Origin of the sequence: Sphingomonas sp. R86520 (genome assembly GCF_042466285.1) — a bacterium.
Taxonomy (GTDB): domain Bacteria; phylum Pseudomonadota; class Alphaproteobacteria; order Sphingomonadales; family Sphingomonadaceae; genus Sphingomonas.
Window position 1 is genome coordinate 1,171,489 of the sequence record NZ_JAXHBZ010000001.1, and the last position, 15,134, is coordinate 1,186,622.

Annotated in this window: 12 protein-coding genes; 6 read left to right on the forward strand and 6 right to left on the reverse strand. The window is 64.1% G+C overall.

Annotation, left to right across the window (positions count from 1 at the left end; genetic code table 11):
- Positions 1–7: 7 nt before the first annotated feature.
- The 5 genes from atzF to SJY41_RS05470 are packed head-to-tail and all read right to left on the reverse strand — an operon-like array spanning position 8 to position 7,335.
- Positions 8–1,774 carry an allophanate hydrolase gene (gene atzF, locus SJY41_RS05450; RefSeq protein WP_380779741.1) on the reverse strand — a complete coding sequence of 589 codons (1,767 nt, stop codon included), beginning with the start codon at positions 1,772–1,774 and terminating at the stop codon, positions 8–10.
- Positions 1,771–5,391 (reverse strand): urea carboxylase, encoded by a 3,621-nt coding sequence (gene uca, locus SJY41_RS05455; RefSeq protein WP_380779743.1) that lies wholly within the window; start codon positions 5,389–5,391, stop codon positions 1,771–1,773. The genes atzF and uca overlap by 4 nt, the downstream gene beginning before the upstream one ends.
- Positions 5,392–5,394: 3 nt before the next feature.
- Positions 5,395–6,021 carry an urea amidolyase associated protein UAAP2 gene (locus tag SJY41_RS05460; protein ID WP_380779745.1) on the reverse strand — a complete coding sequence of 209 codons (627 nt, stop codon included), beginning with the start codon at positions 6,019–6,021 and terminating at the stop codon, positions 5,395–5,397.
- Positions 6,022–6,031: 10 nt separating this feature from the next.
- A complete protein-coding gene (locus tag SJY41_RS05465) occupies positions 6,032–6,859 on the reverse strand; it encodes an urea amidolyase associated protein UAAP1 (RefSeq protein ID WP_380779746.1) in 828 nt (275 codons plus the stop codon).
- Positions 6,856–7,335 carry a CopG family ribbon-helix-helix protein gene (locus SJY41_RS05470; protein ID WP_380779748.1) on the reverse strand — a complete coding sequence of 160 codons (480 nt, stop codon included), beginning with the start codon at positions 7,333–7,335 and terminating at the stop codon, positions 6,856–6,858. Before SJY41_RS05470 ends, SJY41_RS05465 begins: the two co-directional genes overlap by 4 nt.
- A gap of 294 nt (positions 7,336–7,629) precedes the next feature.
- Here SJY41_RS05470 and SJY41_RS05475 point away from each other — a divergent pair, with 294 nt between their 5' ends.
- The 6 genes from SJY41_RS05475 (at position 7,630) to SJY41_RS05500 (ending at position 14,007) form a co-directional block, all read left to right on the forward strand.
- Positions 7,630–8,634: a sterol desaturase family protein gene (locus SJY41_RS05475; RefSeq protein ID WP_380779750.1), complete on the forward strand. Its 1,005-nt coding sequence runs from the start codon at positions 7,630–7,632 to the stop codon at positions 8,632–8,634.
- Between the two features lie 99 nt (positions 8,635–8,733).
- A complete protein-coding gene (locus SJY41_RS05480) occupies positions 8,734–9,339 on the forward strand; it encodes a hypothetical protein (RefSeq protein ID WP_380779752.1) in 606 nt (201 codons plus the stop codon).
- Positions 9,340–9,529: 190 nt separating this feature from the next.
- Positions 9,530–9,868, forward strand: coding sequence for a hypothetical protein (locus tag SJY41_RS05485; protein ID WP_380779754.1), 339 nt, complete (start codon positions 9,530–9,532; stop codon positions 9,866–9,868).
- Positions 9,869–10,217: 349 nt separating this feature from the next.
- Positions 10,218–12,581 (forward strand): FdhF/YdeP family oxidoreductase, encoded by a 2,364-nt coding sequence (locus SJY41_RS05490; protein ID WP_380779755.1) that lies wholly within the window; start codon positions 10,218–10,220, stop codon positions 12,579–12,581.
- 4 nt (positions 12,582–12,585) lie between these two features.
- On the forward strand, positions 12,586–13,365 hold the full coding sequence (locus tag SJY41_RS05495) for a formate/nitrite transporter family protein (protein ID WP_380779757.1): 780 nt from the start codon (positions 12,586–12,588) through the stop codon (positions 13,363–13,365).
- A gap of 96 nt (positions 13,366–13,461) precedes the next feature.
- Entirely contained in the window at positions 13,462–14,007 is a 546-nt protein-coding gene (locus tag SJY41_RS05500) for a hypothetical protein (protein WP_380779759.1), read from the forward strand.
- Positions 14,008–14,080: 73 nt separating this feature from the next.
- On the opposite strand, the gene SJY41_RS05505 is transcribed toward SJY41_RS05500, so the two are convergent.
- Positions 14,081–15,016, reverse strand: coding sequence for a GNAT family N-acetyltransferase (locus tag SJY41_RS05505; RefSeq protein ID WP_380779761.1), 936 nt, complete (start codon positions 15,014–15,016; stop codon positions 14,081–14,083).
- Between the last annotated feature and the right edge of the window lie 118 nt (positions 15,017–15,134).

A 15,134-nucleotide genomic window follows, 5' to 3' on the forward strand; every position in this document is an offset into this window, starting at 1 on the left:
GGGCCTATCACGCAGGGAGCGCGATGAAGGCCCGCCAGCCGCCCAGGTCGGTGATATCCCGAGCGCCGACCGTAGCGCGCGGCTCCGCGACGAAGCCCTTCACCGTCGTGCCATCGTCCAAGGTTACCGTTCCGATCGCCAGCGGCGCGGGTACCTCCGCGACGAAGCTTCCGAACGCAGCGACGTCCAGGCGGTATATCTCGACCGCGATCGCCGCGCCGGTGTCGTCGTGAACCAATGCCGGCTTGGGCGGTACGGTGCCTGCCATCGCATAGAGACGATAATTGGGCGCGGTAGTTGCACTGCGGACGAACGTCGCGTTGCGGCTCGTCAATTGCCAGTGCAGCGGCATTCCTTCGAGATGCGCGCCTACGACAGCGAGATCGACCTGTTCCATTACCGTTCCTTCGATATTGAGAGGGGGGGCAGTCTGCGCCGGCATCTTTTCCAGCCAGCGGCACGCGAAATCGAGCAGCGCTCGATCGGCGCCGTCGGGGGCTACGAACGTGACGCCGATGCCGGTCCGGTTCGATCGAAACCCCGCCGGCAGCGCGAGCGCGCTCATCTCCAGCAGGTTCACGAAATTGGTATAACGCCCCAGCCGCGCGTTCAGCGCGATGGGGGCTGCGCGCAGTTCGCTGATGCGAAAGATCGTCGGCGTCGTCGGCAACAGCAGCGCATCGACGTCTTGCCACATAAGGTCGGCCAGGCGGCGGGCATGGCGCAGCGCGTAGAGTCCGCGGAACGTCTCTATGCCCGTGACGGCTAGCCCGCCGGTGATGATCTCGCGGACCACTGGATCGATCGCATCCGGTTGCTCGCGCAGCAGCGTCTCGACCGCAGCGGTGCGCTCGGCTACCCAAGGTCCTTGGTACAGCAACTGTGCGGCATCGAGCAGGAACTGGATGTCGACGGGGACGATTGTGCAGCCGGCCGCGATCGCGGCATCGACCGCGATGCGGAACGCCGCGATCGTCTCCGCGTCGGCATCGAGTTGATGATCGAGCGGGATACCGATGTGACGACCGATGGGCTGATCGGGGACGGCGCGACTGTAATCGTCCTCGACGTCGAGACCTCCGACGACCTCGTCGACCAGCGCGGCGTCGGCTACGCTGCCGGCGAGCACCGTGATGCAGTCGAGCGTGCGGCAGGCCGGCACGAGCCCCTTGCTGCTCCAGCGACCGACGCTGGGCTTCAGCCCGACCAGGCCGTTGAACGCGGCGGGCACCCTGCCCGACCCTGCGGTGTCGGTGCCAAGTGCGAACGCGACCAACCCCGCCCCTACCGCGACCGCCGATCCCGAACTGGACCCGCCGCTGACAAAGGTGCGGTTGAAGACGCATTGCGGCGCGCCGTAGGGACTGCGCGTTCCCACCAAGCCGGTCGCGAACTGGTCGAGGTTGGTCTTGCCGACCGGCACCGCACCCGCCGCGATCAGCCGTGCCACCACGGTCGCTGACGCATCGGGAGTGTAGGCGAACGCGGGGCAGCCGGCCGTGGTCGGACAGCCCGCCAGATCGATATTGTCCTTGATCGCGAACGGGACTCCGGCGAGCGGCAATCGCTCGCCCGCCGTGATCCTGCGATCCACGGCCGCCGCCATTGCCAGCACCACGTCGGCGGGCAACCGGGCGATCCAGACTTCCGGCTGCACCGCGGCATAGGCCTCGATCCTGGCCAAGGCGTCCGTCGCCACGGTCACGGCCGATGTCCGGCCTGCCGCGACATCGGCTGCGAGCGCGGTCGCGTCGAGCAGGGCGCGATCGGTCATGCGGGCTGGATCGCGATCATCGGGCTGCCCGGATTCACCGCCTGCCGCTCTTCGACATACAGCGCGCCGATTACGCCGCCATGGGGACTCGGTATCGTCGTCTCCATCTTCATCGCCTCCAATATCGCGAGCGGCTGACCTTCGGCGACGGTCTCCCCCGCAGTGACGAGCATCTTCCATACGCTCGCACCGAACGGCGCTTCCACGACGGTCGCCCCGTCCGGTACGACGATGTCGACTACCGCGGCATCGCCCCCACCCTCTTCGACGAGTGCCGCGACGCGGTCGAACTCGCCGCGCAACTCCCAGTCCGCGCGCTCGGCATCGAACGCGGCCTGCCGCTTGGCCTGGAACGCCTCGATGCCCGAGGCGTGCTCTTCGAGGAACGCGCGGTATTCGCTGAGGCGGAAGGTTTCCTCCTCGATCCGGATCGCGCGCCGGCCGAGCGGGAAGTCGCGCCGCCACTCGGTCAGTTCGTCATGCGTGACGGGGAAGAAGCGGATCTGGTCGAAGAACCGCAACAGCCAAGGCTTGCCGGCGCTGAACGCATCCGTCTCGCGCCAGCTGTTCCACACCTGGATCGTGCGACCAAACAGCTGGTAGCCGCCCGGCCCCTCCATGCCGTAGATGCACATATAGGCGCCGCCGATGCCGACCACGTTGGGCGGCGTCCAGGTCCGCGCGGGATTGTATTTCGTCGTGACCAGCCGGTGGCGCGGATCGATCGGCGTTGCGACCGGCGCACCGAGATAGACGTCGCCCAGCCCCATCACGAGATAGCGCGCGTCGAACACGATCCGCTTCACGTCGTCGATGGCGTCGAGGCCGTTCACGCGCCGAATGAACTCGATATTATCCGGGCACCACGGCGCGTCGTCGCGCACCGACTGCATGTATTTGTCGATCGTCTCGTAGATCGCCGGGTCCTGCCAGCTGAGCGGCAGGTAGACGACGCGCGAGGGTATCTCGAAATCGTCTAGCCCGCCCAGGCGTGCTTCCGCATCTTCGAGGGCATCGAGCAGCGCGATCTGCGACAGGATGCGGCTGTCGAAATGGATCTGCAGCGATCGGATACCCGGCACCACGTCGATGATGCCGGGCAGAGCGAGCCGCTCGATCTCCAGCATCAGGGCATGGACGCGCAGTCGCAATTCCAGGTCGAGGACGATCTCACCATATTCGACCAGCAGGTTGCGGTCGCCCTGGCGGCGGTACAGCACGCTGGGAATATCGCCCGACGCTTCGCGCCTGCGTAGGATTGGCGAGATGTCCACTTCGGTCAGCGCGGGCGGTGTCTCCGCCATCGTCAGGGTAGCGATAGCTCGGTCCTGCGCCTGTTCGGCTGCCACCGCCATCTCGTCGTGGACGACGTCGAAGCGCAGCGTATCGCCCGGCGCAAGCTGCCCAACCTTCCATAGATCCGCCTGGATCACGACCAGCGGACATACGAAGCCGCCCAGCGACGGGCCATCGGGGCCGAGGATGATCGGCATGTCGCCGGTGAAATCGACCGCGCCGATCGCATAGGCGTTGTCGTGGATGTTCGACGGATGAAGCCCCGCCTCGCCCCCATCGCGCCGCGCCCAATGCGGTTTCGGCCCTATCAGCCGCACGCCGGTCCGGTTCGAATTATAATGGACCCGCCAGTCGGTCGAGCGGAGCGTCGCGATGTCGTCGTCGGTGAAGAAATCCGGCGCACCGTGCGGCCCGGACAGCACGCGGATCGTCCAGTTGCGCTCGATTGCAGGCATCGCGGTCTCTGCCAGCGCAGACGGTGCTGCCGCGTCCGACACGGTAGCGAGATGAAGCGTGTCGCCGGTCGCGACGGCCCGCGCGGCATGCCCGCCGAACTCGCCGAGCACGAAGGTCGAACGGCTGCCGAGGAACGCCGGCACGTCGAAGCCACCCGCCAGCAACAGATAGCCGCGCAGGCCGACACCCGTGACGCGGCCGATCTTCAGGACCTGCCCGGCCGCCACGCGCACCGGCACATAGGGTTCGATCGGAACGCCGTCCAACGCGGCATCGAACCGTGCGCCCGTAAGGCAGATCGTCGCCTTTGCCGCAAATCGCAGGGTCGGCCCGGCCGCGGTGAATTCGAGGCCGGCCATCCCCTCGGGATTGTCCAGCATCCGGTTGCCGAGGCGAAACGCGAACGCGTCCATCGGTCCCGATGGCGGTACCCCCACGTCCCAATAGCCGAGCCGGCCGGGATGATCCTGCACCGTCGTCGCTGGCCCGCCGCTCAGGACCTGGATCGTCGCCGGCCGATAATCGATATCGTCGAGCGTCCGCGTCGAGACGTCGCCGGTGGTGAACGCATCGCTTCGGACGACCGCGCGCAACCAGTCGAGATTGGTCTCGATCCCCGCGAGCCGCACCTTGTCCAGCGCGCGCTGCATCATGGCGATGGCCTGCGTCCGGTCGGGTGCCGTCACGATCAGCTTGGCGAGCATGGGGTCGTAGAACGCGCTGACCTCGCTGCCGGTCGCGATCCAGCCGTCGACCCGAATGTCGTCGTCGCGATCGGACACCGGGAACGCCACGTCGATCAGCATGCCCGTGCTCGGGCGGTAGGCTTGTGCCGGATCCTCGGCATACAGCCGCACCTGGATCGACGCGCCGCGAGCCTGCCCGTCCCAGTCGTCGAGGAACGCGCGTTCGCCGGCCGCGCCGCGAACCATCCATTCGACCAGGTCGATGCCGGTCACCTGTTCGGTGACGCCGTGCTCGACCTGCAGCCGGGTATTGACCTCCAGAAAGAAGAAATCGTCGCGATCGGCGTCGTAGAGGAACTCCACCGTCCCCGCCGACGCATAGTCCGCCGCCGCCGTCAGCCGCACCGCCGCTGCGATCATCGCCTCGCGCGTGGCCGCCGGCAATCCGGGCGCCGGCGTCTCCTCGACCGCCTTCTGGTTGCGCCGTTGCAGCGAACAGTCGCGCTCGCCGAGAGCGAGTACGCCGCCGCGGCCATCGCCGAACACCTGCACCTCGATATGCCGGGCACGAGGCACGTATCGCTCGAGGAAAACGCCACCGTCGCCGAAATTGCCCGTGGCCTGTCGCACGACCGCGGCAAAGCCATCCCGCAGCGTCGCTTCGTCGACGCAGATCCTCATGCCGATGCCGCCACCGCCGGCGGTCGCCTTCAGGATGACGGGATAGCCGATGTCCTGCGCCGCGCTCGCCGCCGCATCGACGTCGCTCAGCAACCCGCTGCCGGGCGCCAAGGGCACGCCCTGCTCGGCCGCGAGCGTGCGAGCGCTATGTTTTAGCCCGAACGCGGCGATGTTTGCTGCGGTCGGGCCGATGAAGACGATCCCCGCATCGTGGCAGGCGTCGGCGAAGGCGATGCTTTCCGACAGGAAGCCGTATCCGGGGTGGATCGCCTGCGCGCCGGTCGCCTTCGCGGCGGCCAGGATCCTGGCGATGTCCAGGTAGCTTTCGGCGGCAGGCGATGCGCCGATATGGACCGCCTCATCCGCGTCGCGGACGTGGAGCGAGCCGGCGTCGGCGTCGCTGAAGACTGCGACCGAGCGGATGCCCATGCGGCGCAACGTGCGGATGATCCGGCATGCGATCGCACCCCGGTTGGCGACGAGAACGGTGTGGAACAAGGCTCAGACGCTCACGATCATGCGGACGGGCGTCGGGTTGAAGCCGTTGCAGGGGTTGTTGATTTGCGGACAATTCGAGACGACCACGACGACGTCCATCTCGGCGCGCAGATCGACCCAGAGGCCCGGTGCGGAAATGCCATCGACTATCCCGAGGGCGCCATCGGCCTCGACCGGCACGTTCATGAACCAGTTGATGTTGGACACCATGTCCCGCTTGCCACGTCCGACGCGGGCGTTGGCATCGAGGAAATTGTCGACGCACGCATGCTGCGCCTTGGTGTGATGGCCATAGCGCAAGGTGTTGGACTCGCAGGAGCACGCGCCGCCGATCGTGTCGTGATAGGCGACGTTCGTATCGACCAGCGTCATCATCGCCCGCCCCTCGTTCGACAGCAGCACGGCCCCCGACCTCAGGAAGATATTGCCCTGCGCGGCGATGGTATCCTGCGCGCTGTAGCGCTCGGCATCGTCGTCCGCCGCGTACATCAGGAAATCGACCGCTTGGTTACCTTCCAGGTCGACGATCCGCAGATTCTGACCCTTGGCGAGCCGCTGCATCCACGGCGCGCGCGCAGGCACGACCTCGTCGAGCAGAACCGTGTTGGACAGGCTGGATTGCGCGTTCATCGATCTATCCTCACCGCAGGTAGAAGTCGTTGGTATTCATGAAGGCACGGGTCGCCTCCGGGGTGGCGAGCCGGACCGGGTCGTCCGCCGCCGCCGACGCACCGCGCCACGCCAGCACCCGCGCCGGCGAGACGGTATAGTCCTGGCGTGAATCGAGGATGTGCGGCGAATTGGCGACGACGACGAACAGGTCCATGTCGGCGCGCAACGTCACCGCCCGGCCGGCGGCGAACGGACCGGTATCGACGATCGTCTCCCCCCCGGCACCGATCCGCACCGGCTTGAACCAATTCACGCAAGGGTGGATGTCGCGACGACCGAGGCCAAGCTTGGCGACGGCGATCGCGAACCGATCCCGTGCGTTGGGATGCAACCCGTAATTGGCACCATCGCCGTAGCGCCGGGCGTTCCCGGCTACATTGGAGGCGCCACAGACCAGATCATGCCCCGCCGTATCGTCGGCCAACACGCTCGCCATCACGCGACCCATGTCGGACAGCAGCATGCTGCCCTCGCCCAGATACGCGTTCCACTGGATCTTCATCGTGTCGGCGACATTCAACCGTTCGAGCGGGTTTTCCGCGTTGAACACCAACATCGAAAGGCATGCATCGCCTTCCACGTCGGTCATCCTCAGCCGAGCCCCTCGCGGCAGGCGTCGCGAAGAATAGCCGCCTGCGCCGATCGTCTCGGACCACAGCATCGCGTCCGGCGATATCTCATCGGGGCGATCGGCCGCTTGCGACGGAGGAAGCGTCGGCATCGCCTCGACGACGGTGCCCGCCATCGCGCGGGCATGCGCCTGCGCGCCGTAAGGGTTTGCGGTGCTATTGCTCATTCGGTCGTTTCCATCTGCGAGCTATGGCCATGCGCGTGCAGCGGCGGCAGCAACGCGGTCGTCGTGACGAGGCGCAGCTGCTGCATCCCGCGAACCGAGCGCAACGCGTCGCACAGCGCATTGAGGCGTCTGACGGGACCCTGGACGAACAGGACTTCGAGCGACTGGTCGTCTTCGAGGAAGACGTGCTGCGAAGAGATGACTTCGGTAAGATACTCGACCTGCGTCAACGCGATGGCGTGGCGCACCTCGCCACTGTCGGCGCGGTAGATCAACGTCATCGTGCCCGCGACCATATCGTCCGGCCGCTCACGTACACCGTAACGGGCGAGTTCGTGGCGAATGAGTTCCGCCATCATCTGCGACCGATTGTGCAGCCCGCGCTCCTCAACCATCACGTCGAGCTGCCGGAACAACTCGGTCGGGAGGCTCAAGCTCAGGCGAGACGTAGCGCTGTCGATGCTTACGATGGGCATGCGCCAAGCTAGATCGTTATTACGCGTGGCGTCAATCGTAATAATACACGATTTTCGCGCCGGGCGGTTCTCGCAGGGGATGGCCGCCTTCTGCCTTCGCAACGGGGCGTTATCGCGCCGATGATCCGAGTGACTCGGCACGCTTAACCTTGAGAAATCTGCTGCAAATACGTGGCTTGCTGCACCTGCGAAGAATCATTCAAATACGTATGGACAGGACCAGCATGTTGATATTACGATTGCGACAATAAGTACTACTGGATTCGGCGACCCAGCATTGCGGGAGCGGGCGATATGGACGGAATTCGCGTAGGTAAACGGGTGATCGGTGCACAAGCGCCGGTGACGATCGGTTGGGACAACCTTCCCAAGGTCGAGGGCGGCCCGGTCAAGCAGTTCATCTTCACGTGGTTCCAGCCGACCATGTTGTTCGGGCTGATCCTGTTCTGGTATTACGCGCCCAACTCCATCGCCAAGGCATCGACCGCCATCGGTATCGGCATGGGCTTCAAGGCTCTGTTGCTGGCGCTCGAGTGGGTGAACCCGCGGTTCGACAGCTGGCGACTGACCTGGAAGGAGCTTGTCACCGACCTGTTCTATGTCGGGCTCGGTTTCACCCTGCTTAGGCTGGTCGACAATTATGCCGGCGATGGTGCCATGATCGAAGCTCTCCAGCACTCCTTCGACTGGGACAAGCTCGCATGGTTCACCGGCTTGCCGCTGCTCGTCCAGGCCTTGATGATCTCGTTCGTCTTCGATTTCGGGCAGTATTGGATGCATCGGGGGATGCACAACTGGCATCCGCTATGGCTGACCCACGCACCGCATCACTATATAACGCAGCTGAACATCAACAAGGGCGCGGTCGGCAATCCGGTCGAGCTCTTCCTGATCGGGCTCGGCATCGGCGGCTTCTTCGACTTCCTGCCGCGCGCCGCCTTGCTTGCCGGCACGTTCGGCTTGGCGGTCGGCACCTACCAGCACATCAACGTTCGCTTCAACACGCCGCGCTGGTGGCGCTTCATGTTCAACACGACCGAGCATCACAGCGTGCATCATTCGCAGGACTTCGAGGCCAGTCGCAGCAATTACTCAGGAACGTGGATCATCATCGACCGCATCTTCGGAACCTGTGTGGACGGAGAGGCGGAACTGCTCGGCATGGAAGGCGGCCGCCCGATGTCGGTCCGCGAGACGATGTCCTATCCCTTCACGGAAGGCTGGAAGTCGATCAAGCGGCGGTTCAACCGGCCGACCGATGAGCGCGATCCCGTGACAAACGCCGTACCGTCGGCATAATCGCAGCGGCCCGTTCGTCCGGTCGCTGGCGCTTCGTGCGGTCGACCCGGCGTGAGCCTTTTCCTTCGCAGTTTCGACGGCTCTCTTGAAGGAGGTCACGTGACCCCGCGATTTATCGACTGGATCTGGCACGTCCGGGGGAGCTTGGCGCTCGTTCCCGGGCAATCGAGCGACGAAGTTTTCGAGAGGCTGGACCCGCTGTTTCGCCAGAACGGCACGACCCACCAACGCACCAACGACACGCTGACGTTCAGCAAGAAGGACCAGGCCGCTCAGGACAAGATGTCCGTCTTTGACGGCGGTATCCTCCGGATCGAGCAGGACCTCGCGGGGCCGGTCTTGCGTTACCATCTCACGAGCCGGACTTTGCTGTTCTGCTTCCTCGCACCGCTTCTGTTCCTGGCGTTCGCTCAACTGACGATCGCCATTGCCAAGTACGAAAAACCGTCCTCAGAGGCTGCCGCGAAAGCCGCGAAGAAGCCCGCCAAGAAGGAAGTCGTGCGCGTTCTGAACCCGATCGACAAGTTCCTGGGCGCGCCGGCCCCTAAGAAACCCGATAAGAACAAGAAAGACGAGGACAAGAAGCCCTCGCCGACGGCCGCCTATGTGTTTGCTGCGATTTTTGCGACGTTGTACGGCGTTGGCCGTTTACTTGAAGACAGGTTGATTAAAGCGCGGTTTCGAAAGCGACTGGTGAACGATTGATCTTCCGACGGCATCTCCATGAGCCGGTCGTCGGCAAGCCTTCGGGGGCCCCGACCATCTTTTCGGTTTACAACCCTATGAGTAGGCTTCGGCACATCGACCGCGTCGATCCGGTCGGCAAGGATAACGTTATGTCTGGCCATACCGCCGAAATCCGCTAGCGCGTCATCGAGAAATTACAGGTGGACGCATGGCTCGCAAGCATTCCAAACACGGCCCGTACGAGGATCTGGCGCGCGAGGACGAGGCTCCTGAGCCGGTACCCGCGTGCTGGCTCTGCGGCAGACCCACCGGCAAGACCATCGTCTGGCACCATCCCGTACCCAAAAGCCGGGGTGGCCGCGACGTCGTACCGATGCACCCGATCTGCCAACAGACGTTGACGGCCAACTTCACCAATTCGGAACTCCAGCGTCACGGAATGGATGTGGAGGGCTTGCTGGCCAATCCTGCCGTCCGCAAATTCGTCGATTGGGTGGCGAACAAGGATCCCAACTTCACGGCCACGACGACCAAGAAGCAGCGATAACCTCCTCCTGGTTACCCTGATGGGGCCATTTGAAGCAGACACATCCGCGGAACTGCCTGAACGGTAGCCGTCCTCGGACCTTGCTCTCGCGGCGATCAGGTGCCTACGTCTAGACGGGTAGGCGCCCGCGCTCCGACAATCGCCGGGCGCGAATTCGCTGTCATCTCAACGCTTTCGGTAGCGCGTCCGACCAGCTATGGTGCCCTCAGGCGAACGTGGTGGTCCCACTTTTGAATGCGTGGAAGGTAGATCGCGCCGAGAAGCGTAACGGGCCATGCGTTTCGTGGGAGTTTCCGTTGCCGTCAGTGACCGAGCATCTGACCGCAGGTCCCGTTTCCGGAGAATGAGTATGCGTAACAAGCGACCCGACGGTATCAAGGATTACACCGGCCCCGCCGGCGGGTGGGGGGCGCTGAAAGCCGTCGCGATGACGTTGAAGGCGCAGCAGATCGTCCAGCGCGGTGCGCAGACTTTGCTGAAATCGAACCAGCCCGATGGGTTCGACTGTCCGAGCTGTGCCTGGCCCGATCCGAAGCACACGTCCTCGTTCGAATTTTGCGAGAACGGCGCCAAGGCGGTCGCGTGGGAATCCACCGCCAAGCGCATCGGCGCCGACTTCTTCGCCGCGCACAGCGTCTCCGATATCTGGAAGCAGAGCGATCATTGGATCGAGGGCCAAGGCCGCGTCACCGATCCACTCCGCTACAATGCCGAAACCGATCATTACGAAGTGGTCGACTGGGACGAGGCCTTGGCCGAGATTGGCGCAGGTCTCGCCAAGCTTGCAGATCCCAACCAGGCCGAATTCTACACGTCCGGCCGCTGTTCGAACGAGGCGGCGTTCCTGTACCAGCTGTTCGCGCGGCTCTACGGCACCAACAATTTTCCCGACTGCTCGAACATGTGTCATGAGGCGACGTCGGTCGGCCTTCCCAAGTCGATCGGGATCGGCAAGGGCACCGTCAGCCTGGAGGATTTCGACGACTGCGACTTGATCCTGTCGATCGGTCACAACCCGGGCACGAACCACCCGCGGATGATGGCGACACTGCGCGAGGTCGCGCGCCGCGGCGGCAAGATCATCGTGTTCAACCCGCTCAAGGAACGTTCGCTGGAGCGCTTCGAATCGCCACAATCGGTGCTCGAGATGGCAACATTCTCGGCGACGCCGATCGCGACCAACTATCTGCAGGTGAAGGTCGGCGGCGATGCGGCCGCGCTAAAGGGCATTTCGAAGGCGTTGGTCGCCATGGACAAGGCTGCGACGGCCGCGGGCGATGTCCCGGTGCTGGATCATGCCTTCATCGCCGAGCACACCGCCGGTATCGACGCGCTGATCGCCGACCTGGAGACCAGCGACTGGGCAGATATCGAACACGCCAGCGGTCTCGGCCGCAGCGACCTCGAGGAGGTCGCCCGCCTGTATTCGCGGTCCAAGGCGACGATCGCCTGCTACGGCATGGGTATTACGCAGCATCGCTCTGGCACCAGCAACGTCCAGCAAATTGCCAACCTCCTGCTGCTGCGCGGCAACATGGGGCGTCCTGGTGCCGGGATTTGCCCGTTGCGTGGCCATAGCAACGTGCAGGGCGACCGCACCGTCGGCATCACCGAGCGGCCGATGCCGATGCTGCTCGACAAGATGAAGGAAGTGTTCGGCTTCGAGCCGCCGCGCGCGCACGGCCATTCGGTGGTCGAGAGCATAGCGGCGATGCGCGATGGCAAGGCCAAGGCGATCGTCTGCCTCGGTGGCAACCTCGCCATCGCTTCGTCCGATCCACAGGCCTGCGCACAGGGCTTCCGGAACATGGATCTCGCGGTCCACATCACCACCAAGCTCAATCGCACCCAGTTGCTGATGGCCAAGGGTGCGACCTACATCCTGCCGTGCCTCGGTCGTACCGAGCGCGATACGCAGGAAAGCGGCCCGCAGGCGGTGACGGTCGAGGATTCAATGTCGATGGTCCACGCGTCGCGCGGCTTCCTGATGCCGCCGGGCGATAATGTCCGGTCGGAGCCGTGGATCGTCGCTGGCATCGCCAAGGCGACGCTTGGCGACAAGGGCGGGATCGACTGGGACAGCTATGTCGCCAACTACGACAGGATCCGCGACAAGATCGAAGCCGTGTTTCCAGCATTCAAGGACTATAACGTTCGCATCCGTGAGCCGGGCGGCTTCCATCTGCCGAATTCCGCCGCCGAACGCGTTTGGATGACCGATAGCGGCAAGGCGAACTTCATCGTTTCGCCTGGTGTCGAAGAGGATCAGACGACGGACGATCCGACGGTCATGCGCCTGACCACGCTGCGATCGCACGACCAATATAACACCACGATTTATGCGCTCGACGACCGGTATCGCGGCGTCTTCGGACGGCGCGATATATTGTTCATGAACGCAAAGGAGATCGCGCGCCTCGGCTTCGCCGAAGGTGACATCATCGACGTCAGGACCGCGCTCCAGTTCAAGCGGGACGATCGCATCGTCCAGGGACTCACTTTGGTCGAGCATGCGCTGCCCGACGGGTGCTGCGCGTCCTATTATCCCGAGACGCAGCCGTTGATCGCGCTGGAAGATCACGACCTGCAGAGCCTGACACCGTCCTACAAATCCGTTCCGGTTCAAATTCATACAGCCGGAACAGATGATGGTGCCGAGCGTATCGTCGAGCGGGCTGGCGTTGTCGGTCGACACGTTCTCTTGAAAGTTTGAACCGATGTACGCACCGACGATTACCAGCTTCGCGGACCGCGCGGCAGCCGAAGCGATTTCGATTCGGCGTTCGCCCGTCGGGTTCTTCGTCGGCGCGATGTTGGCGGGTGCGTATATCGGTATCGCGATGATCCTCGCGCTCAGCACGGCAGAAGCATTACCGGCAGGCGTGCGCCCCCTGGTGATGGGCGCGACATTCGGGCTTGGCCTGATCCTGACCGTGTTTGCGGGCGGCGAACTCTTCACGGGCTATGTGATGTATCTCGGGTTCGGGCTGATGCGCCGCACCGTGGGCTGGACTGACGCCACACTGCTGATGACGGTGGTATGGATCGGTAATCTGGCGGGCGCGCTGGTCCTGTCCGCCTTGTTCATCGCTGGTGGCGGTGGCCAGATCTTCGGCACTGCCGCAACGACGTTCAACGCTTATGCCGCGCACAAGGTCGAATCCGACGCGGTCGCGTTGCTAGCGCGGGCAGTGCTGTGCAACTGGCTGGTATGCTTGGCGATCTGGACCGCGGCACGCGTAACCGGCGACGTCGCCAAGTGCATCGTCATGGCGTGGGTGTTGCTTGCGTTCGTGGCAGCTGGGTTCGAGCATTCGGTCGCGAACATGACCGCGCTGACCCTGGGAATGTTCTCGCCCGGTGAAACGATCACGTTCCCGGGCGTGATCCACAATCTTGCTTTGGTGACCATCGGCAACATCGTCGGTGGCTTGGTGTTCGTGGTTGGCGCCTTCGGCCTCGCTGCAAGGACCGATGCCGAGCCAGTAAAGAGCTAACCGCGCGCATCCTTGCCTCTCACCGAGCACCGCGTACTCCTTGCTTCGTTGCGCATCCGTTCTAAACGCGCGAGGAAGGCGCATTGGGGGGGACTGATGTTCGAAAAGCTTTGTTGTGTCGCGGCGTTGTTCGCGATGTCGTCGGCGGGGCGAACTGCGGAGCCCTCGGCGTCGCCAGTTCCTGCGTCGGTCGATGCTTTGAACGGTTGCTGGGAGGGACAGGGCGACGTGATGGGCAAACCTGTCGCGATCGCGGTCAGCGCGTATCCGATCGTCCAGAACGCGATGGTCGCCGTGGAGGCGGCGAGTAGCGCCCTGGCCGATCCCTCGGATCAATATGCGGCGCACCTGATCCTCGGAGGAGCCGGCAAGCAGGCGGGCGCCACGCCCCATGCGATCGTCGGATACTGGGCGGACAGCTTCGGCGGCGCGTTTGCCGCGTCGGGAAAGGGGGAAAGCCGCCCGGATGGCTTCGACATCACCTATCAATATCCCGACGATGCGTTCGTGAACCGCTGGCGCCTGTCGGGCAACCATCTCTCGTGGAAGATCGTGGCGCGCGACGGAAAAGGGATCGAAAAGCCGTTCGCGAACTATACGCTTCACAGGTCATCGTGCCGTCCGTCGGCGCCTTCGCACTGACGTCGCAGCGCTCGGTAGCCAGAGAGGTCGAGCATGTTGGCCGAACCTCGATCCTCTCTCGCTAACGCATCGTTCAGTGGCGGTAGAGCATGGCCACATTGCATCGCTCGTAGCGACTGCCGAACTCCGCCATGATCTGGGCGTCATGGCGAAAGCCAAGCTTTTCATAGAGATGCACCGCGGCTTCGCTTTTCGCATTGCTGAGCAGGTACAGGCGATCGCAGCCCAACGCGTCCGCCCTTGCGATGATCGCCTCCAGCAGGAACTCGCCCGCCTTCTTGCCGCGCGCCTTGTCCAGCACGCCCATCTTCGTCAGCTCGAACTGACGGTCGCCGGTTTTGAGCAACGCGCATGCGCCGATGACGCCCAGTTTCGGGTCCTCGACGAACAGGATATCGCCGCCGGGCTCGATGATCCGCTCGCGAGGATGTTTGAGAACGTCGATATCGGTATGCTCGAGCTGGTACATATCCTCGATCCACTCGGCGTTGATTTGGTAGAACGCGTCCGCAAGCTGATCGGTAAAGCGCCTGATCGCCAGGCCGCCCCGCGGGCGCTGATCCAAAGGTTCATCGGCCAGCGCACTCTCGGCGGCAGCGATCAGCGCAAGCAGCGCGGGCGCGTCGCAGACCTCGGCGACAGCGGCTCGCAACCGAGGCCACAGCACGGTCTCCGCCAACTCCATTGCACCGGATCCCGCCAAGGTGAGCGAGATCGTCTTGCTGCGCTGGTCACGGACATCGCGACTGGTCTCGACCAATCCCATCTCGACGAGCCGCGAGAGTATCCGCGTCACGGCGGGCTGGCTGATTCCCAAGGCCTGGACCGCATCGCCTACCGTCATCGGGCCTTGCCGGTACAGCGCAGTGAGCAACGGCATCTGGCTGGGTTGCGTCGGCAGCCCACAATCCGCCGCGATCCGTTCGGCCCCGCCCTGTAGACGTTCGGCCAGTCTCTTGAGCCGGCTGCCAAGCATCACCGCGCCCTCCAGCGCCAATACGTCCTGCATTCCACCCTCCAACGCCATTAGATAACGCGGTATATGCCGCGTTATCGGCTTTGAACAGATAGTGCTTTGGACGAACCGCCGTTCTCCGTCCGACTTGGAGCAACCGTAGCCGCGCGCT

What these genes read in the sequence shown, in the direction of transcription:
- atzF (WP_380779741.1), bottom strand. Translation starts at nt 1,774, where the DNA reads ATGACCGATCGCGCCCTGCTCGACGCGACCGCGCTCGCAGCCGATGTC.
- SJY41_RS05460 (WP_380779745.1), bottom strand. Translation starts at nt 6,021, where the DNA reads ATGAACGCGCAATCCAGCCTGTCCAACACGGTTCTGCTCGACGAGGTC.
- SJY41_RS05465 (WP_380779746.1), bottom strand. Translation starts at nt 6,859, where the DNA reads ATGAGCAATAGCACCGCAAACCCTTACGGCGCGCAGGCGCATGCCCGC.
- SJY41_RS05470 (WP_380779748.1), bottom strand. Translation starts at nt 7,335, where the DNA reads ATGCCCATCGTAAGCATCGACAGCGCTACGTCTCGCCTGAGCTTGAGC.
- SJY41_RS05475 (WP_380779750.1), top strand. Translation starts at nt 7,630, where the DNA reads ATGGACGGAATTCGCGTAGGTAAACGGGTGATCGGTGCACAAGCGCCG.
- SJY41_RS05485 (WP_380779754.1), top strand. Translation starts at nt 9,530, where the DNA reads ATGGCTCGCAAGCATTCCAAACACGGCCCGTACGAGGATCTGGCGCGC.
- SJY41_RS05490 (WP_380779755.1), top strand. Translation starts at nt 10,218, where the DNA reads ATGCGTAACAAGCGACCCGACGGTATCAAGGATTACACCGGCCCCGCC.
- SJY41_RS05495 (WP_380779757.1), top strand. Translation starts at nt 12,586, where the DNA reads ATGTACGCACCGACGATTACCAGCTTCGCGGACCGCGCGGCAGCCGAA.
- SJY41_RS05500 (WP_380779759.1), top strand. Translation starts at nt 13,462, where the DNA reads ATGTTCGAAAAGCTTTGTTGTGTCGCGGCGTTGTTCGCGATGTCGTCG.
- SJY41_RS05505 (WP_380779761.1), bottom strand. Translation starts at nt 15,016, where the DNA reads ATGCAGGACGTATTGGCGCTGGAGGGCGCGGTGATGCTTGGCAGCCGG.